This window comes from Acidobacteriota bacterium, assembly GCA_039028635.1.
GTDB lineage: Bacteria > Acidobacteriota > Thermoanaerobaculia > Multivoradales > JBCCEF01 > JBCCEF01.
This window is the reverse complement of record JBCCHV010000017.1, coordinates 69,852-92,577: the sequence shown is the minus strand read 5'-3', so window position 1 is coordinate 92,577 and position 22,726 is coordinate 69,852. Positions and strand designations below refer to the sequence as shown.

At 70.0% G+C, this 22,726-nt stretch carries 6 protein-coding genes; 1 reads left to right on the top strand and 5 read right to left on the bottom strand.

Going from position 1 to position 22,726, the window contains the following annotated elements; translation table 11 throughout:
* Nucleotides 1-89: 89 nt before the first annotated feature.
* Genes AAF604_09505 through AAF604_09485 form a run of 5 tightly spaced genes read right to left on the bottom strand, consistent with a single transcriptional unit; the run spans nucleotide 90 to nucleotide 7,213 of the window.
* Nucleotides 90-2,690, bottom strand: a complete 2,601-nt coding sequence (locus AAF604_09505; GenBank protein ID MEM7049886.1) for an O-antigen ligase family protein — start codon at nucleotides 2,688-2,690, stop codon at nucleotides 90-92.
* Nucleotides 2,687-3,790, bottom strand: coding sequence for a glycosyltransferase family 2 protein (locus AAF604_09500; GenBank protein MEM7049885.1), 1,104 nt, complete (start codon nucleotides 3,788-3,790; stop codon nucleotides 2,687-2,689). The genes AAF604_09505 and AAF604_09500 overlap by 4 nt, the downstream gene beginning before the upstream one ends.
* On the bottom strand, nucleotides 3,787-4,947 hold the full coding sequence (locus AAF604_09495; GenBank protein MEM7049884.1) for a glycosyltransferase family 4 protein: 1,161 nt from the start codon (nucleotides 4,945-4,947) through the stop codon (nucleotides 3,787-3,789). Before AAF604_09495 ends, AAF604_09500 begins: the two co-directional genes overlap by 4 nt.
* The gene (locus tag AAF604_09490) at nucleotides 4,944-6,056 is read right to left on the bottom strand and encodes a glycosyltransferase family 4 protein (protein MEM7049883.1); all 1,113 of its coding nucleotides are present in this window, start codon (nucleotides 6,054-6,056) and stop codon (nucleotides 4,944-4,946) included. The genes AAF604_09495 and AAF604_09490 overlap by 4 nt, the downstream gene beginning before the upstream one ends.
* A complete protein-coding gene (locus AAF604_09485) occupies nucleotides 6,053-7,213 on the bottom strand; it encodes a glycosyltransferase (GenBank protein MEM7049882.1) in 1,161 nt (386 codons plus the stop codon). The genes AAF604_09490 and AAF604_09485 overlap by 4 nt, the downstream gene beginning before the upstream one ends.
* A 232-nt stretch (nucleotides 7,214-7,445) precedes the next feature.
* Between AAF604_09485 and AAF604_09480 the strand changes: the two genes are divergently transcribed.
* Entirely contained in the window at nucleotides 7,446-22,670 is a 15,225-nt protein-coding gene (locus AAF604_09480) for a beta-propeller fold lactonase family protein (protein MEM7049881.1), read from the top strand.
* The last annotated feature ends 56 nt before the right edge of the window (nucleotides 22,671-22,726 follow it).

Here is a 22,726-nt window from a genome sequence, read left to right as displayed (position 1 = left end):
ATGATGCCCGAAAGTGCGGGCGGCGCGACCCAGGCGGTGGCGTCCTGGAATGCTCAGGAGGGTCCGGCTTTCCGATCCGTTGCGAGGCCTCAAGGCGAGGTGGGCCCCGGCGCGCTGCCCAACAGGCTCCGTTCGATCTCGCCGAGGCCGGCGGCGGCGGCCGGCGGCGCTAGCCGTCGGGCCCTTGACAACACTTCACGGGCCTCCTCTCGGCGTCCGAGGGCGGCGGCGAGCAGAGCCCAGTCGCGCAGTGCCTGCCAGCGGGGAGGCTGGGCCGAGGCCATCGCGCCGAGGGTGTCCCGAACCCGCTCGTGATCGAGCTCGAGGGCCCGTCGCAGGGCGCTCTCGGCAGCCGTCGCTTGCTCCAGGTCGAGCAGAGCGCGGGCCCGCAGCAGGTGGCCGTCGGCGCTGCTCGGGCTCAGGGCGACGGCTGCGTCGAGGAGGGCGAGGGCTTGCCGCGGCTGGCCCTGCTCGAGCTCGAGGTTGGCCCACAGCCGCCGCAGTCGGGCGTCCGTCGGTGCGAGGGTGGCGGCGCGGGCGAAGTGCTCCCCGGCGCGCGACACCTGGCGGGCTCGGGTCTGGGGATCGCGGGCCCTCGACGAACGCCGCGCGGCGAGATAGGCGCGCTCGCGCGGGAAGCGGGCGTCGAAGCGGTTGCTCTTTTCGGCGGCGGCGATCTCGCCATCGAGATCGCGCTCCTCGCCCTGTCGAATTCGGGCCCGGAAGCTCGCCAGGCGACAGCTGTCGCAGTCGGGGAATCGCTCCACCGCCATGCGATAGAAGTCCGCCGCCGCCGCCATTCGGCGCTGCTCGAAGGCGGCATCGCCCCGGCGCATTTGGGCGAAGGCGTCGAACTTGGGGACGACCAGCCAAGCGCCGGCGAGCAAAGCCAGAGCCACCGTTGCGCCATTCCAGAGACGGTGAGGTGGAGCGTCCTCGACGCGGCCGCGAGTCGCGGTGGCCGGCGGCGCCAGGTGCCGGGCCCAGGCCCAGCAGGCGAGGACTAGGGTGGCGAGGAGGAGGCCGTGGAAGGTGCGAGGCGGAGCCTCGAGGGCGGCGCCGAAGCAGGCGATCGCTGCCAACACGGCGGCGGCACTCCAGGGGATCCAGCGCCGCCACGAGACGGTGAGGAGAGCAGCCGGCAGGAGGGTCGCGACAAGGGCGATCAGAAGGCCGAGGTGAGGCCAACCGTCGGCGCCTTCCTGGGGTGGCGTCCAGAGGCCGAAGGCGAGGGCCGTGAAACCCAAGGCGATCCAGGGGAAGGGCAGGCGGGCCGGGGCCGCCTCGGCCGGCGGCGGGGCCGACTCCCGGTCCGCGGCGTCCCCTCGGCGGCCGAGGGGGACGAAGACGGCGAGGAGAAGGAACAGCAGGGTTTCGGTGCCGGCGGTGCGGGGAGCGAAAAGGCCATGGACGAAGGCCGCCACCAAGGTGCCGAGGAGCGCTGCCTGGAAGGGGGCGAGGCGAGGATGACGCGTCAGGACGATAGCGAGCCCCGCCAGCAGGCCGAGGCCGCCGCCGAGGCCGACGAGGGCGGGCGCTTGCCAGAGGGCGAGACCGCCACCGGCGAGGGCACCGGTGGCGAGAATGGGCAGCCAGGCACGCGGTCGGCTCGCCGGCAGCAGTCGATGGAGCGCCGCCGCCAGCAGGGCGAGCCAAGCGAGCACACCGAAGGCGCCTTGCTCGATGGCGAGCTGCCAGCCGGTTTGGTGGGCGCGGTCGTAGGTGGCGTCCGGCCGGGCGGCTTGCGCCGGCAACTCCGCCGGAAGCCGGGGGCTGACCACCCAGAGAAAGGTCTCGGGACCGAAGCCGAAGACTTTTCGCTTCGCCGGCGCCTCGGCGTAGGTTTCGAGGGCGGTGTTCCAGATCAGCTGGCGCTCGCTGACGGTGCGCCAGCTCCGACCCGGTTCGGTGATCGCCAACAGGGTGGCGAGGAGGACGCCGGCGACGAGGCCGAAACCGAGCAGCCGACGAAGCCTTGGGCCGCGGTAGACGGCCACCAGGCCGGCGGCGAGGCCGAGTAAGGCGGCGAGCTGGGGTCCGCGGCTTGCGGTCCAAAACAGGGCGAGTCCCTGGAGCGCCAGCAGCAGCCCGAGGGCGAGACGCCGGCGTGTGGTCGTGGCTTGCGCCAGCAGCAGTGCGCTCCACGGCAGCCCAAGGGCCAGCAGGGCGCCGAAGAAGATGGGATTGCCCTGAGTACCGGTGACCCGGTCGGGCCAACCTCGGGCCAGGACGACGGGGTCGAGACCGAGGCGCTGGAAGAAGGCGTAGAGGGCCGCCGCGCAGAGGCCGAAGACCAGACCGACGGCGAGCCGACGTTGCCTCTCTGGATGCTTCGCCAGCGGTCGCAGGGCGAGGACGAGAACCGCCAGGGCGGTGATCGAGACAGCGCCGTGGAGGCGGGGAGGAACTCCCCACAGGCTGCGACTCGGCAGAATCGAGAGGGCGCTGCTCAGGGCGGCCACCGAGACCACGAGGAGCGCTGACCAGGCCAGCGGATCGCGCTGCAGCAGGGTCAGGGTGCGACGCGGGTCCTGGATCGTTGGCAGCAGCGCCAGCAGGGCCATCAGCCAGAGGAAAAGAAAGCGGTTTCCCTCGAAGCCTTCGGAGCTGTAGGGGTTGGTCCACAGCAGGGCACCGACCAGGGTGAGGCCGGCGACGGCCTCGAGCCAGCCCGCGGGGCGCCGGTTCACGCCGTCTCCGGAGGCGTCGCTCGCGGTGGCCCCGGTGCGACCGGAGGCGAGCCGGCTGGCACCGGGGTCAGCAGCGAGCGCAGAAAACCCGAGCCCCAGGCGAGGTGGAGAATGGCGAAGACCAACGGCAAGCGAACCACCGTGGCGGGGGCGTGCCGGCGCAGCGCCCACAGGCTGCTGAGGGCGGCGGTCAACGACCAGAGCAGGATCGGCAGCAGCGCCGCCCAGGCGAGCAGCGGCCGGGACGACAGCAAACCGAAGAGGCTCCCGGCGCCGCCGCCGGCGAGACTCGCCACGAAGGCTGGAGGCGCCAGCTGGCGCAGCTTCAGCGATTTCGGATGGCGGCGCAGCATGCGCCACTTCCAGAAGCCGTAGCTGGAGAACTGCGCCCACAGGGAGCGGCCATCGGGGCGGGTGAGGTAGCGGCAGTCGATGGCCGGGTCGACCACGATGCGTCCGCCGGCCTGGCAGATGCGGTAGTTCATCTCGTAGTCCTGATTGCGCAGCAAGCCCTCGTCGAAACCGCCGAGGCGGTCGAAGAGATTCATCGGGAAGGCTCCCAGATAGACGGTGTCGACCTCGCGGCGGCGGGTGGCGAAGCGGAAGGGCGCCGTGCCGATGCCGAAGCGGCTGACCATGGCGATGGCGACGGCCCGACCGAAGGCCGTCGAGCCGACCGGTCGCATCGGGCCGCCGACATTGTCGGCGCCGGTCTCGGCGAGCACCGCGAGACAGGTGCGGACGTAGTCCGGCGAGAGCAGAGTGTGGGCGTCGACGCGCACCAGGAAGTTTCCTCGCGCGACGGCGATGGCGCGATTGAGGGCACTCGAGACCAGGCCGGCGGGATTCTCCAGCAGTCGAAAGCGAGGATCTCGGGAACAGCGCTCGGCGACCCGCTCGCGACTACCGTCGCGGGAACCGCCGTCGACCACCAGAACCTCGTAGGCCGCGTCGAGATCCTGATCAGCGATGGTGTCGAGGCAGGCGTCGATCGAAGAGCGCTCGTTGAGCATCGGCACGACCACCGACACGTGTGGCTCTCGGTTGCGGGCTGACGGCGTGCCCGTTGGGCTCGGCGGCGTCTGGTGGGGGGTGCTCACCTCAGCTTCCGATAGACGGCGAGGGTGTCGGCGGCGATGGTCGGCCAGGCCCAGCGCTGCTCGGCCCAGGCGGCGCCGGCGGCCCCCAGGCGGTGGCAAAGGGAGCGATCCGCCAGCAGTTCCGCCAGCCGCTCTCCCAAGGCTGGGGAATCTGCCGCTGGCACCAGATCCCCGGTCTCCCCGCTCACGACCTGCTCCGGGAAGGCGCCGACGGCGGTCGCGAGCACCGGCCGGGCGAAGGTGTAGGCCATGGCCGGGATCATACTTTGGGAGGCCGCCGTGTAGGGTAGGACGACCAGGTCGGCGGCTTCGAACCAGAGCTGCGTCTCGGCGAGGGAGAGGTAGGCGAAGCGGCGATGGATGGCGTCTTCGAGCCTGTGGGTCGCCAGTCGGCCCTCGATGGCGCCGAGGGAGCTGCGTAGAGCGCCACAGAGGGCGAGCCGGGCGGCGGGTAAGCGCTGGCGACAGAGGGCGAAGGCGTCGAGCAAGGGGAGAATTCCCTTGTAGTCCTTGAGGAGACCGTAAAAGAGCGCCAGGGGAGCGTCGGGGGAAAGGCCGAGACGTTCCCGGGCCGCCGCCTGGCCGTGCCGAGGCCTGCTCCAGGGGCGATGATCGCCGAGCGGAATGACGGAAGTGCGGGGAGCCGTCTGCGGCGCGATGGCGGCGACCCGCGCGGCGGTGAAGCGGCTGGGAGCGATCAGGTGATCGGCGCTCGACCAGAGCCGGGCCCAGGCTCGTCGTCGCGTCGTCGGGCGGTCGTGCGGCAAGGCGTTGTGGGCGGTCAGGACCAGCGGCAGACCACGGCGCCGCAACGACTTCAGGGCGCCGCGGTCGAGCCACGGCAGCAGAGACCACTGCAGGTGGACGACGTCGGGCGGTCGCTCGGCCAGGAGGCGTCGCAAGCGCCGCCAGTCGCCGGGGTAGGCCAGGCCGCGGCGCAGTCGCCGCGCCCAGCGTTGCCCCGACGGCCCAGGTTTGGTGGCGAGAAACCGAGCGAAGGCATGATGGCGGCGAAACCCGCGGGCCGCCGGCAGGGGGAGATGGGGGAAGGGCGCCGTGTAGAGATCGACCTCGGCACCGGCCGCGGCGAGGGCGCTACAGAGGGCCTCGTCATAAAAGGGCGTCATGGCACCGGGATCGATCATGGCGATCTTCACGATGCCCCTCCGGCGCCGCCGGCGAGCAAGCGATCGTAGACCTCGGCGACGGCGCGTGCCATCGCCGAGGCGCTGTAGTGCTCCTCGACCCGCTGCTGCGCCCGCGAGGCCAGGTGGCGTCGCTCCGCGGGAGAGTCGAGGAGGGCCTCGAGGGCGTGGGTCAGGGCCTCGACGTCATCGGGCGGCACCAGCCGGCCGCAGCGCCCGTGGTCGAGCAGTCGTGGCAGGCCGCCGACCGGCGTGGTCACCAGCGGACGGCCGAGGGCCATCGCTTCGAGAGCGGCGTAGGGCAGTCCCTCCTGGCGCGAGGGCAGCGCCACCACCGTGGCGATGGTCAGCAGGTCGGCGACATCGCGGCGATGGCCGAGGAAGTGAACTCGTTCTGCCACCCCCAGCCGCTCGGCTTGTCGGCCCAGGGCCCGGCGTCGCGGACCCTCGCCGGCGAGCAGCAGTTGCACGCCTGGCGCGAGGCGGGCGATGGCCGCGATCAGGGTCGAAAAGCCTTTCTGCCGGCTGAGGCGGCCGATGCCGACGATTCGAGGCTCGTCCGCCGGTAGGCCGAGCTCGCGCAGCAGGTCGCGACCGGGCCTGCGACCGGCCGAGAAGCGTGCGCCATCGAAACCGTTCACAGCTCGATGCAGCCTCCCCCTGGTGACCCGCGCCAGGGCCGGGTCCTGTTGGCCGCGGTCAGCGATGTCGACGACGGCGTCGAAGCGGGCCAAGCGGCGGCGGTCGCGGTGGGCGTGGAGGACCAGGCGCCAGCTGCTCCGGGTGTGCAGGTGATAGGTGGCGACGGCCGGGATGCGGTGCCGCCGCGCCAGCCGCAGGGCCCAGTGATTCGCCTTGTAGCCGTGGCTGTGAACCAGAGCCGGTGCGAGCGCTTCGCAGGCCGCGTCGAGGGCGGCGTCGAAGCGATCGGGGACCCGCAAGGGATCGAGCTCGGCGAGGCGCTCGAAGGCCGTTACCGGCTGGCGGGTGAGCAGGACCGGGCGCAGGCGGTAGCCGGCAGTGGCCAGTCCCGGGGCGAGCTCCCAGAGATGGCGCTCCGGGCCGGCCCAGCCGCTGCTGGCCCGCAGGTGGAGGACGGTTCTCAAGCGGGCGGAGGTCATCGCTCGCCCTGCGCTTCCTGCCACCAGGCCAGATACTGCGCCTCCAGGGCCGCGGTGGTGCGGTCGGCGGTGAAGCGCTCGGTGAGGGTGCGTCGACCGGCGGCACCGCAGGCCTGGCCGCTCGCCGGCGCCCGCAGCAATTCGCTGAGGGCGTCGGCGAGGGCCTCCGGATCCCGGGGCGGAACCAACCGCCCTTCGCGACCGTCGGTGAGGGCCTCGGGGACCCCCCCAACGGCCGTGGCGACCACCGGTCGAGCGGCGGCGTAGGCTTCGAGCAGGGCCGCCGGGAGTCCCTCGCGATGGGATGGCAGGCAGACGACATCGGCTTCCGCCAGCAGTGCCGGGAGATCGTCGCGATGGCCCAAGAAGTGGATGCTGTCGCCGCAGCCGGCGGCCGCCACGGCGGCCTCCAAGGCGCTCCTTTCGGGTCCATCGCCGGCCAGGATGAGACGGATTTCGGGGACTTTGCGCTGTACCCGGCGATGAGCCGCGATCAAGTCGACATGGCCCTTCATGGGATGGAGCCGGGAGGGCACCAGAACGACCGGCCGCTCGCCGATGGCGTACTGCCGGCGCAGTGGCCCTTGGCGCGCGGTGCGAGCCGGCAGGTGGGCGAAGGGAGCCGGATCGATGCCGCTGTAGACCACCGCGATCGAAGCGGGATCGATGCCGGCGGCGATCAGCTCCTGGCGATGGAAGCGGGAGGTCGCCAGATAGCGGGATCCGCGGTTCAACGCCGCGTCGGCCCAGCGCCGCCGGCGGCGAGGCGGGGTCGGTCTGCCGAGCTCATGGGCAACGACCAAAGGAACGCCGGCGAGGCGGGCGGCGAGGCGGAAATAGGGAAATGCGCGCGAGTACAGCGGCAGGTGCAGGATCTCGGTTCGCCAGCGGCGCAGGTGGCGGCGAGCGTGGAAGACCGCTGCTGCGTCCCAGGAGCCTTCGAGGCGTCCCAGGGTGGCGACCGGCAGCTCGGCTCGGCGGGCCCGAGGGAGCCATCGTCCGCGGCCGCGAAGACACAGCAGGTGGGGCGCGAAGCGGCCGCGGTCGAGATGTCGGCAGGCGGTCAGGACGAGCTCCTGGGCGCCGCCGGCGGCAAAGTCCAGAAAGCCGAAGGTCAGGCGTCGGGGAGGGCCGTGGGAGTTGTCGTGCTGGGCCAAGGGGGAGTCGCCGTGAGGGGGTCTGGGTCGCAAGGGGGGACGGTGAATACGGGAATCTCGAAAGGTCGAAAAGAGACTACTAAATAAGGGACTTTCCGTGGCGATGACACTTGACAAGGGCTTTTTGCGATTCTATAAGTGTGATGATTTCTCTTGGAAGTTTGTGGTCTTGCAGGACACTTCGGCGCGTTTGTCGATCGAGTCTCGAAGGTTTCGTGGGAGGGCTGCACAGGTGTTGAGGCGTGTGACGGCAGGGGTGTCCCTGCAGCGCTGGATCTGGGTCTTCGTGGCCTGTTGTTTCGCAACCGGCTCGGCCCTCGCCGACGTCGAGAGTCTCCGCTCCGACCTGTCCGTCGAAAAGATCAACTGCAGTAACGCGGCGAGCTGTGCCGCCACCGAGCTTTCCACGGTGGTGCCCGGCGCTGCCGCCGGCTTCACCTACCAGGTGACGGTCACCAACGACGGCATTCATCCGGTCTTCGGAGCAACCGTCTCGGATCCGCTGCCGGCGGCCTTCAGCCCGACCTCTTCCTGGTCCTGTAGTGCCTCGCCGTCGACCAGCAGCGGCGAGATCGCCTTCGTCGATGTCCACAGCGGCGCGACCGGGGCGCGCGATGTCCTGATCAGCCCGGACGGCGCCTTCGTCTACGTCGCCGAAGCCGGCAACGATCGTGTCAGCGTTTGGAGCCGTGATGCCCTGTCCGGCTCCCTGACCTTCAGCTCCTCCCTGGCCCAGAGCGATCTCGGCTCCGGCGAAGACGGCCTCGACGGCCCCGCGGCCTTGGCCTTCAGCTCCGACGCCAGCTACCTTTTCGTCGCCGCCGAAGTCGGCGACACCATCGCCGCCTTTGCGCGCAACTCGGGCACCGGTGTCCTGACCTATTCCGATCACCGCACCAACGGGGCGATGGAGGGCTCGACGACGATCATCGGCCTCGAAGGTGCGCGCGGCGTCGCGGTGACCTCCGACGACGCTTTCGTGCTGGTCGCCGCGGGGGATTCCGACGCCGTTGCCTCCCTGTCCTTCTCGGCGGGCTCCCTGACCTGGGAGAGCTCCTTGGCGGACGGCGCGATTCAGGGCGTGAACATCGTCGACGGCCTGAACGGAGCGCGCGGGATCGACCTCTCTTCCGACGACGCCTTCGCCTACGTCGCCGCTGGCGACGACGACTCGGTCAGCGCCTTCGCGGTTTCCTCGGCGGACGGCTCTCTGACCTGGCTGCAGAGCCTGAAGGACAACTCTGTGGGCGGTACGGTGCCGCAGCTCAACGGTGCTCATGGGGTCTTGGTCGGCCCGAGCGGCTCGCAGGTCTACGTCGCGGCCGACGTCAACGACGCGGTGTCGTGGTTCAGCCGGGACTCCGGTACCGGCTTGTTGACCTTCGTCGATGACATCCAGGAATCGGACGCGGGCGTTTCCGGCCTCGAAGGGGCCGCCGGCCTCGCCGTCGACGATGCGGGTGGTCATCTCTTCGTGGCCTCCCAGGCCAGCGACGCCTTGGCGGTGCTCGCTCGCGATGGCTCCGGCGCCCTCAGCTTCGTGCAGGCGGTGACCGATGGCGACAGCCTCGGCAGCTTGACCGTCGACGGCCTGGACGAGGCGATCGCCGTGGCTTTCTACGGCGGCAGCGGCACCGGCAGCGACCTCGGCGACCATGTGGTCGCCGTCGGCGCCACCGACAACGCCGTCTCGACCTATCTGCGGGACATCGCCAGTAGCTGCTCCGGCGGCTTGGGGAGTGGCAACCTCTCGACCAGCGGCGACCTCGCCGTCGGTGGCTCGCTGACCTATCAGATCACCGGCACGGTGGGGGCGGCCGAGACCGGCACCCTCTCCAACACGGCGAGCGCTGCGGCGCCCACCGGCTACAGCGATACGGCCGGCAGCGCCAACGCCGGCTGCGACGGCGATGCCGACAACGATTCCTGCACCGACTCCGATGCCTTGATTCCGTCGGTCGATCTCGAGGTGGTCGGTTTCACTTCGACGCCCACCTCGGTGACGCCTGGCGAACGCCTGTCCTACAGCCTTACGGTGCGCAACAACGGCCCCAGCGTCAGCTCCGGGTTTCTGCTGCCGGCGCCGGTTCCGGCGGAGTTGTTGAGCCCGGTGTTCGCGGCCAGCGATGGCACCATCCAGCCCTTCGATCGTTGGGTCGACCTGAGCTTGGCCTCGGGCCAGCAGGTGACCTTGACGATCGAGGGCGTGGTCTCTCCGGGCATCGATTACCGGGTGACGCCGAGCCTCGATCACACCGTCACGGTCAGTGCCCTGGGCAGCGAATCGGACCCCTCGACGGGCAACAACAGCGGCAGCGAAAGCGACTCCTTGACGCCGGTGGGCGACGTTTCGATCACCAAGGACGATGGACTGACCTCGGTGCAGCCGCTGCAGGTCGTGTCCTACGTGATCGAAGTCTCGAACAGCGGTCCGAGTGATCTCTTCGGCGTGCGGGTGGTCGACGACTTCGACGACACGCTGCTGTCGGCGGTGTCCTACACCTGCAGCACCGGCGCCGCGCTGCTCACCCGCGGCGAGGCGCAGAACGGCATCGGCGGCGTCGATGGTCTGGGGTCGGTGACGGCGGTTGCGGTGGCACCCTCCGGTGACTTCATCTACGCCACCGGTCAGAGCGATCACGCGGTGGCGGTCCTGTCGCTGGCGAGCGATGGCAGCCTGGGCTTCGTCGAGAGCCGCACCGACGGCGTCGGCACCCTTCCCGATCAGCCCAATGGCCTCGAGGGCGCCACCGGGGTGGCGGTCTCGCCGGACGGTGAGCACGTCTATGTCACCGCCAACCTCGATCACGCCTTGACGGTGTTCGATCGCAATGGCACCGATGGCACTCTCACTCTGGTCGAGGAAAAGATCGACGGCGTGTCCGGCGTCGATGGCCTCGAAGGCGCCGCCGGAGTGGTGCTGACGCCCGACGGCCGATTCCTCTATGTCGCCGGCCAGGACGACGACCTGATCGCCCGCTTCGAGCGCACCGCCGCAAGCGGGGCGGTGAGCTTCCTCGGCACCACCGCCACCGGCAGCCTCACCGGCGTCGCCGCCCTCGCCATGCACCCGAGCGGTCGATATCTCTATGCTGCGGCGCCCACCGCCTCGGCGGTCAACGTCTACGCCATCGACTCGGCGAGCGGCGATCTGACGCTGGTCGAGACGGAGCTCGACGACGCCGGCCGGCGGCTCGGCGGGGTCACCGCCATTGCGGTCAGCCCGGCGGGCGACAACCTCTTCGCCAGCGGTACCTCGGAAGACGCCGTCGTCTCCTTCGACATCGCCTCCGCCGATGGCTCGTTGACCTTCCGGTCGGAGCGCTTTGCCGGTGACGGCGGCCTCGGCGGCTCGCCGACCAGTCTCTCCGGACCCGTCGGTCTGGCGGTGATCCCGGACGGCACCCAGGTGGTCGTCACCAGCCCCGGGAGCAACTCCGTCGTGCTGTTCTCGCGGGTCGGCCACGAGCTCACTTTCGTCAGCACTCAGACCGCCGGCGAGGCGGTCTCGACGGTGTTCAGCCCGGGCGGTGAGTTCCTCGTGCTGGCGGATCGCGGCGGTAGCTCGGTGTTCAGCCTGCGGGACACCTTCGGAGCGACCTGCCCGGCCGCCGGTAGCGGTGATCTCGATGCCGGCGTCGATCTCCCGGCAGGCGCCACGATCACCATTCAGGCCGATGCCACGGTGGCCGCCGGGGCGACCGGGACGCTCGTCAACACCGCCACTGCGACGGTTCCCGACGCCATCGTGACGGACGCCGCCAGCGCCCATCCGGCGGGTGTCTGCGATGGCGCCGCGAACAACAACGAGTGCACCGACACGGATGACATCGGGATCCTCATCGATGTCCAGATGACCAAGCTGGCACTCACCGATCCGGCGGTGCCGGGGCAGCCCTTCCAGTGGCAGATCGTGGCCTTCAACGCCGGCCCCTCGGCGGTCAGCGGAGCGCGCTTGGTCGACGACTTCGACGACACCCAGTTCACCGCCGTCACCTGGACCTGCACCGGCAGCGGGAATGCCAACGCGGTCTGCGGCACCACCACCGGTAGTGGCGATCTCGACATCAGCCTCGATCTCGAGCCCGGCTTCGGCGTCACCGTCATCGCCACCGGTGAGCTGCGCTCGAGTGCCGGCCTGCCCTGCACCTACGACGCCAGCCTGCCCTGCATGGTCAACACCGCCGAGGTGGAGCTGCCGGTGACCCATCTCGACAGCAACGGATCGAGCGTCACCACCGAGGTCGAGCTCTCGCCCCAGGGTGACCTGCAGATCGTCAAGACGGCGGGCAGCGTCGACGAGGACACCGGTGCCCTGGCCTTCGAGATCCGGGTCAAGAACTGCGGTCCGAGCGACGTCGTCGGCGCCGTCGTGCGCGACGACTTCCCGGGTACCTACAGCTCGCCGACCTGGACCTGTGCGGTGACCGGCGGCAGTGCCCCGGAGACCGCTTGCCCGGCCTCCGGCAGCGGCAACATCAACCTCACCGTCGACCTCGAAGCCGGCGACCCGAGCGACTGCAGCGGTGCCGGCGAAGTGACCTTCACCATCGACGGCACGGTCTCGGTGCTCAGCGGCGTGCTCAGCAACACCGCGACGGTGACCTCGCCGACGGGCTTTTTCGATCCCAATCCGGACAACTCTTCCTTCGTCAACGTCTTCCTGTCGGCGGAAGCGGATCTGTCGATCATCAAGGACGACGGCACCACCTCGGCGGTTCCCGGAGAGACTCTCGAGTACTCCATCGTGGTCAGCAACGAAGGGCCCGACGACGCCTTCCTGGCGACCGTCGAGGACCTCTTCCCGACGACGCTGACGGATGTCCGCTGGATCTGCTCGTCGGAGGCCCCGCCGCGTGGAACGCTGACCCTGATCGAGACCGAGATCCCGCTCGAAACGGCGCGTCAGGTCGCGATCAGCCCGGACGGCGGCTTCCTCTACCTGGTGCGTTCGCCAGGGGCGGTGGAAGTCTTCGAGCGCGATAGCGACAGCGGCGAGGTGACCTTCGTCGAGTCCCGCCTCGACGGCGTCGAAGGAGCCGGTGGCTCGAGCGATGTCGCCAATCATCTGGTCGGTGCGGCGGCGGTGCTGGTGAGCCACGATGGCGCCCATGTGCTGGTGGCCTCCGAGACCGATGGCGCGGTCACGGTCTTCGTGCGCGACCCCCTCGATGGCACCTTGACCTTCCTATCGGAACGGGTCGACGGCATCGCCGGTGCCGGCGGCACGCCCAATCTGCTGCTCGGTGCCAACGGTCTCGCCCTCTCCGCCGATGGCGATTTCCTCTACGTCAGCGCCCTCGGTAACGAGACCACCTTCGCGGGCTCGGGAATCACCGTCTTTGCCTTCGATGCCGGCACCGGCACCCTGAGCTTCGTTCAGGAGGTCGCCGACTCGGCTCCCAGCGATCTCCTCCTCGGGCTGCGTGCCCTGGCGCTGGCGCCGGACGGCGAGAACCTCTACGTCACCGCCGAAGAAGACGACGCCGTCTCCGCCTTCGCCATCGACGACAGCAGCGGCGAGCTCACCTTCCTGCAGGCCCTCGATACCGGCACCGACTTGGTCGACGGTGCCTTCGACCTGGTGGTCAGCCCGGAGGAGGGCCGGCACGTCTATGTCACCGGCCGCCTCGACCAGTCGATCGCGGTCTTCCAGCGCGAGAGCGACGGCACCCTGTCCTCGACCTCCCTGAGCCGGGTCAAGGGAGATTCGGGAGAGGGCGGTTCGGCGCAAGGCCTCGAGCAGCCCACCGGCATCGCCATGAGCCCGGACGGGATCCATCTCTACGTCGCCAGCACCGGCGACGACTCGGTGGGTGAGCCGAGCTCGATCGCCGTCTATCAGCGCAACCAGACTTCCGGCAGCCTGAAGTTCATCGAGGTCCTCAACGACGGCGCCGCCTCGGCCTTCATCAGCGGTGTGGTCGGTTTGGCTCTCGACGGCGACGGCGTGCACCTCTATGCCGCCTCGGTCTTCGACGACTCGCTCACCGTCTGGGAGCGCGCTCAGGCACCGCCGACCTTCGCCTTCGTCGACGCCATCGCCGATACGGACAGCGGCGCCGACGGCCTCGACGGCGCCTCCGATGTGCTGGTGGTCGGCGATCTCGGCGAGCACGTCTACCTGGCGAGCTCCTCCGAGAGCGCCGTCTCCGCCTGGGAGCGGGATCGCGACACCGGCGATCTCAGCTTGATCGAGGTCGAACGCGACGACCTCGGGGCCGATGGCCTCGAGTTCCCGGTGGCCTTGGCCGCCACTCAGACCGGCGGCACCGTCTACGTCGCCAGCCAGGGCGTGGCTTCTTCCGCCAACGGGCTGGCGGTCTTCGAGCGCAACGGCACCAGCGGCGAGCTGACCTTCATCGAGGTGCAGCGCGACGGCGCCGTCGAAGGCGACGGCGATACCGTCGACGGCCTCTTCGGGATCGCCGGCTTGGCGGTCAGCGCCGACGGTCGCTTCCTCTACGCCGCCAGCCGCTTCGCCGGCTTCGGTGGCGGCCTGACGGTGTTCGAGATCGTCGGGGCGAGCGGTGAGCTCGACTGGATCACCACCTACACCAGTGGCGTCGGCGGCATCGAAGGGCTGCAGGGAGCCCACGACGTGGTGGTGACCGCCGATGGTGAGCACCTCTATGTCGCCGCCTCGGAGGCCGACGCGGTGCTGGTCTTCGCGCGCGACACGGTGACCGGCGAGCTCACCCAGCAGCAGGTTCTGCAGGGGCCGTCTTCCCCCAGCCCGGTCGCCGGTTCGACGGCCATCGCGGCTCTCGATCGTCCCCTCGGCCTGGCCTTGAGCCCGGACGACGGCAATCTCTATGTCGCCAGCGGCGTCGCCGACTCCCTCGTCGCCCTGCTGCGCGCCACCGATTCGACCGGTGACGACTTCGGCGATCTGAGCGAGCTGCAGGCGGCGACGGATGGCGGGGTGCTCGGCTCGTCCACCGTCGACGGGCTCAACGGTGCCCGCGGCGTGGCAGTCGCCGACGACGGCAAATTCGTCTACGTGGCAGGTCAGGACGACCAGGCCCTGGCGGTCTTCGCTCGCGAGGCCACCACCGGCTCTTTGACCTTCCTCGAGGCCCGCGTCGATGGCTCCGACGGCGTCAGCGGATTGACCCAGCCCTACTCGGTGGCCGTCACCCGCGACACCCGCCACGTCTACGTGGCGGCCTTCCAGAGCGACAGCGTGGCGATCTTCTCGCGTTCGTCGGGCTCGCGCTGCACCAGCAGCGGCGTCGGCGATCTCGTCGACCAGGTGGATATCGCCGCCGGCGGCTCGGTGGTCTACACGATCAGCGCCACCGTCGATCCGGCGGCCACCGGTAGCCTGGTCAACACCGCCACCGTCGCCGCCGGCAGCAGCAGCGCGGTGAGCGACCCGGCGGATCCCCATCCCAGCGGCATCTGTGTCGGCGCCGCCGACAACAACACCTGCACGGACACCGACCTGCTGACTCCCGAGGCGGACCTCGAGGTGAGCAAGTCGAACCGCGTCGACGGCGTGGTGCCCGGCGAAGAGACCACCTACGAGATCGAGGTCTTCAACCGCGGACCGAGCAACGTCGTCGGCGGTACCGTGAGCGACGATCTCTGCCGCGAGTCGGACGGCGCTTGCACCCTGTTCGAGGGGGTGGCGCAGTGGACCTGCGTCGCCGAGCCCTCCGGCACCCTCGACTTCCGCCAGGCGCTGGTCGACGAGGAGGCCAGCGTCGCCGGCCTCGACGGCGCGGCGGCGACGGCGATCGATCCCAGCGGTCAGAACCTCTACGTCACAGGTCTGCTCGACGACGCGGTCAGCGTCTTCGAGATTCAGGGCGACGGCAGTCTGCTGTTCGTCGAGTCTCTCGCTCCCGCCGGCCTCGACGGTGCCAGCGCAGTCACCGTCAGTCCCGATGGCGCTCACGTCTATGTGGCGGCCCGTACCGACGATGCGCTGATGGTCTTCAGTCGCGCCGGCGACGGCACGCTGACCTTCGTGGCGCTCTTCCAGGACGATTCGGTGGCCTTGCCGGAGGCCGGCGCGACGGTGGTCGACGGGCTCGATTCGGCGGCCGGCCTGGCCTTCGATCCCAGCGGTCTCCATCTCTACGTGGCGGCCTCGAACGACAACTCCGTCAGCCACTACTCGCGCGATGCCGGCACCGGCGCCCTGACCTTCGAAGAGCTGGTGCGGGACGATGTCGCGGGCGTCGACGGCCTCGCCGGAGCGCGGGCGCTGGTGGCGACGGCGGGCGATGTCTACGTCGCCGGCGAGGCCGAGGATGCTCTGGCCCGCTTCACCCGCGACGGCACCAGCGGCGCCTTGAGCTTCGCCGGCCTCGAGCGCAACGGCTCCGGCACGGTCACCGACATGGTCGAGCCGCGCGGCCTGGCCCTCGCCGACGACGGCCTCAATCTCTACGTCGCGGCGGCCGGCTCGAATGCCCTGGTGGTGTTCAGTCGCGACACCAGCACCGGCAGCCTGAGCTTCCGTCAGAGCCTGGTGAGCGGAACCGACGCCGAGGGTCTGACCGGGGTGACGGCGTTGGCGGTGAGCGCCGATGGCTTCAACGTCTACACGGCGGCGACGGAGGGTGCGGTGGCGGTGTTCCGGCGCGAGTCGACGGCCTTCGGCGATCTCACCTTCGTCGAGCGCCAGCGCGACGGCATCGAGGCCGAGGGCCTGGACGGAGCCTCGGCTCTGGCCCTGACCCCCGATGGCCGGACGGTGCTGGTGGCCAGCCGCTTCGACGACAGCGTCGCGGTGTTCGACCGGCCGGCGGATTCGAGCTGCAACAGCGGCGTTTGCGATCCTGGCAGCTCGGGCCTCGACTGCGCCCTCGATGACACCATCGACGTCGCCGCCGGCACCCGCCTGCGGTACGAGGTGACGGGAACCGTCGCCGCCGATGCCTGTGCTCCGCCCTACCCCTGCGAAGACGAGCTGGTGAACGAGGTCTTCGTCGACGTGCCGCTGGGCACCACCGAAACCGATTCTTCGGACAACCGCGATAGCGACAGCGATCCCTTGTCGCCGCGGGTCGATCTCGAGATCACCAAGGCCGATCAGTTCGTCGAGGTCGTCGGTTTGGCCGGCGCCGCCGATGTCGCCATCGCCAGCGACGGGGCTCACGTCTATGCCGTCGGCGAGGTCGACGACGCGGTGGTGGTCTTCGAGCGCGACGGCCTGACCGGCGAGCTGACCTTCCTCGAGACTTACCGCGACGACACCGATCTCGACGGCCTCAACGGGGCACGGGCGGTAGCCCTCTCCCCGGACGGTGAGCACGTCTATGTCGCCGGTGCCGGCGACAACGCCTTGGCGGTGTTCCGTCGCGATGCCTCCGACGGCACTTTGAGCTTCCTGCAGCTGGTCCAGAACGGTCTCTCCGGGGTGACCGCTCTGCTCGCCCCGAGCGATCTGGTGGTGAGCGCCGATGGCAGCTACCTGCTGGTGGCGGTGGAGGGCAGTGATGCGGTCAGCGTCTTCGCCCGCGACACCGACTCGGGTGCGGCGACCTTCGGTGAGCTCAGCCAGGTCGAGGTCTACGAGGACGGCATGGCCGGCGTCGATGGCCTGGCCGGCGCGCGCGCCCTGACTCTGGTGGGGAGCGACCTCTACGTTTCCGGCGCTCTCGACCAGGCGGTGGCCCACTTCACCGTCGCCACCGGCGGATCGCCGGTCCTGACCTTCGATCGCGCCTGGTTCGAGGGTGCCGACGGCGTCTCTTCGCTGCTGTCGCCGGCCGGTCTGTCGGTCTCACCGGATGGGCTCCAGCTCTACGTCGCCGCCACCGGCGCCAACGGCGTGGTGGTCTTCAGCCGCGACACGGCAACCGGCTCCCTGACCTTCCTGGAAGCTCGGGTGGACGGCGATGGTGGCGCCGGCGGCAGCCCCGACGCGCTGCTCGCTCCGGCGGCGGTGCTGGTGACGCCGGATCCCGCCGGTGCCGATGCCGGTGGCCAGCACGTCTATGTCGCGGCGGCCGGCAGCAGCGCCGTGGCGGTGTTCGCTCGCGACGCCTCCAGCGGCGCCTTGACCTGGATCGGTGCCCTCGCCAATGGCGATCTGTCGGGTGGAGAGACGGTTGCCAGTCTCGCTGGGGTGAGAGCCCTGGCCTTCGCCGAAGACGGCATCTTCCTCTACAGCGCCGCGGCCACCGATGCCGCCGTTTCGGCCCTCGAACGGGACTGGGATTCGACCAGCGAAACCGGCAGCGGCGAGCTCGCCCTGGTCGCCGCGCAGAGCAACGGCGGCGGCGGCGTCGCCCCGGGTGCGACGGTGAACTACGTCATCCGGGTGACCAACCAGGGTCCGAGCGCGGTGGTCGGGGCTCGGGTGACGGACATCTTCCCGGTGGAGCTGGTCGACGTCAGCTTCACCTGCTCGATCATCACCGCGGGGGCGAGCTGCTTCGGTGGCACCGGCGACATCGTGCAGGACGTCAGCCTGCCGGCCGGCGGCATCATCGAGTTCCAGGCCACCGCCACGGTGCGGCCGGACGCCACCGGATCGGTGGTCAACACCGCCACCGTCGAGGCGCCGGCCGGGGTGATCGAGCTCGACACCAGCAACGACTCGGCGACCGACGACAACACCATTCTGACGGCGCAGGCCGATCTCGAGATCTCCAAGATCAATTGCGATCTGCCGCTGCCGTCGGACCTCGCGACCTGCACTGCCGACGAGTCCACCACCTCGACGCCGGGGCGCGATGTCGCCTACAAGATCACCGTCGACAACCGCGGGCCGAGCGATGCCTCGGGCGTGTTGGTGCGGGACATCTTCCCGGAGGTCATGAACGACATCTCCTGGACCTGCAGCGCGACCCCGATCCCCGGACTGCTCGGCGTGCCGACCTTCAGCCCGGTGCTGTTCACTGAAGGGGATGCCGTCTCGCTGTCGACCTGCGGTGGCCCGGTGACCGCCCTCGAGGGCCTCGAAGGGGCCGCCGCGGTGGCGGTGAGCGCCGATGGCCGCAGCGCCTACGCGGCGAGCTTCGACGACGACGCGGTGGCGCTGTTCAGCCGCTCCGCCAGCACCGGCGCCCTGACCTACCTCGGGGCCATCAGCGATGGCCAGACGGCCTACGACGCGAGCTGCAGCGACCTCGGCACGGTGGATGGTCTCGCCGGAGCTTCCGATGTGGTGGTCGATGGCGACGGCAGTCACGTCTACGTCGCCGGCGCCACCGATGACGCCATCGCGATCTTCACCCGCGACAGCCTCACCGGCGAGCTCACCTTCGCCGCCTTCGTGCAGGACGGCGATCCGGCCGGTGGCGGCTTCGTCGACGGCCTCGGTGGGGTCGCCGCGCTGGCGCTGTCTCCGGACGGCTCACATCTCTACGCCGTCGGCCGAGCCGACAATGGTCTGGCGGTCTTCGCCGTCGAGGCGGACGGCACCCTGACCTTCCTCGAAGCCTGGATCGATGGCGTCGACGGCGTCGACGGTCTTGCCGGCGCTGCCGACTTGGCGGTGGCCGACAGCGGTCAGCGGGTCTACGCCGTCGGTTCCCTCGACGACGCGGTGGCGATCTTCGACCGCGCCGGCGACGGCCGACTGACCTTCGTCGACGCCATCGAGGATGGTGATCTGCTCGATGGCGCGGCGGTCACCGGCCTGGCCGGCGCCGCGGCGATAGCGGTCAGTGAAGACGGCGATCTCTATATCGCCGGCAGCACCGCCAACGCCGTGGCCGTGTTGCGCGATGGCGCCGGTGGACAGAGCTTCATCGCGGCGCTGGTCGACGATGTCGCCGGCGTCGATGGACTGGCCGGCGTCGCTTCCTTGGCCCTTTCCGGCGACGGCGAGCACCTCTATGCCGGGGCTCCCGGCGAAGATGGTCTGGCGGTTCTGGCGCGCGCTGCCTCCGGCGAGCTGACCTTCGTCGAGGCGCTGCTCGGTCCCGCCGACGCGGGTCTCGCGGAGATCAGCGGCCTGGTGGTGAGCAGCGACGGCGACCAGCTCTATGCCACTGCCGCCACCGGTGACTCTCTGGTGATCTACGAACGCCAGGCCGGCTCCCGTTGCGACGCCACCGGCAGCGGACGACGGTTGGTGGAGTCGATCGATCTGGTGGCCGGTGGTCAGGCGGTCTTCGCGCTGCAGGGAACGGTGGTGCCTTCGGCGACTGGAACCCTGCGCAACGAAGCGACGGTCGAGGCGCCGATGGGCGTGATCGACGAGGATCCGGACGACAATTTGGCGGTCGACGAGAATGACCTGGTGCCGGAGGTCGATCTGGTCTTGACCAAGGACGACGGCGCCACCACCTCGGTGCCGGGAACGGTGACCTCCTATGTCATCACCGTCGAGAACCTCGGCCCGAGCGACCTGCTCGCCGGCGAGCTCGAGGATCCGCTGGTGCCGGAGGTCGTTTCGGCGACCTGGAGCTGCAGCAGCGATACCGCCTTGACCTTCGTCGCCGCCGAGCTCGACGCCGTCGAGATGGCGGGGGCGGCTTCGGTGTTGGTGAGCGACGACGGCGAGCACGCCTACTTGGCGTCGCCGGCGGCGAGCACGATCAGCGTCTACGACCGCGATCCGGCGAGCGGCACCCTGCTGGGACGCCTCCAGCTTCTGCGCGACGGCGAGGACGGCATCGACGATCTCGCCGGCGTTGGCGGCTTGGCTCTGTCGGCGGATCAGAAGACCCTCTTCGCCGTGGCCGGCGACGACGATGCTCTGCTGGCCTTCGAGCGTGACAGCGATCCGGCGTCGCCGGACTTCGGTCAGCTCAGTCTGGGCACCACGGCGCGGCAGAGCGATGGCACCCTCGACGGCCTCGACGGCGCCGCCAACCTCTCGCTCCACCCGCAGGGCGGCTTCGTCTACGTCACCAGCGTCGACGACGAGGCGGTGGCGGTGTTCTCCTGGGACGGCGCCGACCTGACCTTCGTCGAGCGCGAGAAGGACGGCTTTGGAGACGTTCCCCTCGGCGTCTTGGCGGGCGCCTGGAAGTCGGCGGTCAGTCCCGACGGTGCCTTCCTCTACGTCGTGGCGCGCACCTCCCACGCGCTGTCCGTGTTCGCCATCGACGACGCCAGCGGTGCGCTGACCTTCGTCGAGGCCCTGCAGGACGGCGATGCCGGGGTCGACGGCCTCAACCTGTTGTCGGATCTGGTGATCAGCCCGGGCGGCGAGCATCTCTACACGGCGGCCCTCGGCGATGACGCGGTCATGCTCTTCGAGCGCGACGCCAGCAGCGGCGAGCTCACCGCGGTAAGCCTCTATCGCGACGGCGACGCCGGCTTCGACAGCTTCGACGGCGCCAACGGTCTCGCCATCTCCAGCGATGGCCAGGACGTTGCCGTGACCGCCCTCAACGACGACGCCCTGGTGGTGTTGCGGCGCTCCGCCAGCAGCGGTGAGCTGACGGTGGTCGCCACCGCCAGCGACGATGCCGGCTTCGGTCTCGACGCGCCGGCGGACGTTGCCTTCGATGGTCCCGGCGGCTTCCTGCAGGTGGCGGTCTCGGCCTCGGCCGGGGTGTCGATCTGGGAGCGACGGGCCGCCGGAGTCTGCAGTCCGTCCGGCAGCGATGCCCTGAGCGATGTCATCGATCTCGAGGTCGGAGGCGAGCTGGTCTACGCCTTCGACGCCCTGGTCCACCCGGCGGCGACCGGCAGCCTGACCAACACGGTGACGGTGGAGGTGCCGGCGCCGACGGTCAACAGCGGCGACACCAGCGCCTCCGACACCAACACCTTGACGCCGCAGGCGGACCTCGCCATCGACAAGGACGACGGCGTCACCACCGCCGTGCCGGGCGCCCAGGTGCTGTACTTCATCACCGCCACCAACGCCGGACCGAGCGACGATCCCGCGGTCCAGGTGACGGACAGCTTCCCGGCCGAGATCGTGGCCGTGTCTTGGAGCTGCTCCGGCACCGATGGCGGCGTCTGCGGCAATCCCTCGGGCAGTGGCGACATCGCCGAAACGGTGGCTCTGCCGGTCGGCGCCGCGGTGACCTTCCAGGCCCTGGCGACGATCGATCCGGCGGCCACTGGCAGTCTCGACAACACCGCCATGGTGACTTCTGCGGGCGGGTCCACGGATCCCAACCTCGATGGTCGGGAAGAGGATTCGGACAGCGACCTCCTGACCCCGCGGGCGGACCTCTCGGTGGTCAAGACGGCGGACGTCGACATCCTCGGTCCGGGTCAGCCCTTCGAGTACTTCCTCGAGGTGGCGAACGGTGGGCCTTCGGTGGCGCGCGATGTCGAGGTGCGCGACGTGCTGCCCACGGGAGTCACCTTCGGCAACGTGACGGGCAGCGGCTGGTTCTGCAGCCAGTCGGCCGGCGAGGTCCTCTGCGAGCTCGCCAGCCTGGCCCCTGGGTCGGCCTCGGTGATCACCTTGGGGGTGGCCTCGCCGCTGATCGATGGTGCCTTCACCAACACCGCCACGGTGGCCGGCAGTGGGACCGACCCGGTCTCCGGCAACGACAGCTCGAGCGTCGACGTGACGGTTGATGCGATCTCACCGCAGGTGACCCTGATCGGCACCGACGAGGACACCGCCGACGGCGAGCTGACTTCGATGGAGTCGCTGCGCGTCGCCCTCAACCGCTTCTTCGTCACCTTCACGGAGGAGCTGGCGGATCCCGCCGGCAATCTCGACCCGGGTGATGTCACCAACCCGGCGAGCTACCGGGTGTTGGCCGCCGGTCCCGATCGGCGGGTCGACACGGCCGGCTGTGGGACTCTTGTCGGTGACGACCGCGAGCTGCTGGTGACCGCCGTCGACTGGGATGCCACTGCCAGCGTCGCGACGTTGATCCTCGCCGACGGCGAGGCCGACGAAGACGGTCTTTACGCCCTGTTCGCCTGCGCTGCCCTGAGCGACCTCTACGGCAACGCCCTCGATGGCGATGGCGATGGCACCGGCGGTGACGACTTCGGGCGCTACTTCCGGCTGCAGCGTCACAACCTGCTGCTCAACGGCGATTTCGATTTCGACCTCGGTGCCTGGGCGCAGAGTCTCGGTGCCGCCGGCGCCGTGACCTTCGACGGCCTGCGGGACGGCTGGGGTTGGCCGCTGTCCGGCGCGGCTCGCTTGACCAACCCGGAGGGCGACTTCTTCATCGCCCTCAGCCAGTGCATCGACACCCAGACGACGGAAGTGCTGCGTCTGCTCTGGCAGGGGAACCTGCTGGCGGCGCTCGATGCCGACGTTCGGGTGGGCCTCGAGATCACCCAGTTCGACAGCCCGGGATGCACCGGGTCGGCCGCCAGCACGACCCTTCCGGAGCGCACTCCGGGGGATATGGCGCCGCCGTGGATGTTGTTCGACAGCTTGGTGGTGCCGGAGCCGGATCTGCAGTCCTTGCGCGTCGAGATCCGAGTTTCGACGCCGCAGGGCGATGCCTTCGAGGTCGGTGTCGACAGTCTGGAGCTGGCGCCGCGGCGACAGATCTTCAGTGATGGTTTCGAAAGTGGCAACACCGATTCCTGGTCGGCGGTGACGCCATGACGACCGCCGGGTGGAGAAACGCCATGAAGCCTTGGATCACGGAGAGAGTGATGAGG

Coding starts and splice junctions, on each gene's coding strand:
- AAF604_09490 (MEM7049883.1), bottom strand. CDS start 6,056: ATGACCTCCGCCCGCTTGAGAACCGTCCTCCACCTGCGGGCCAGCAGC.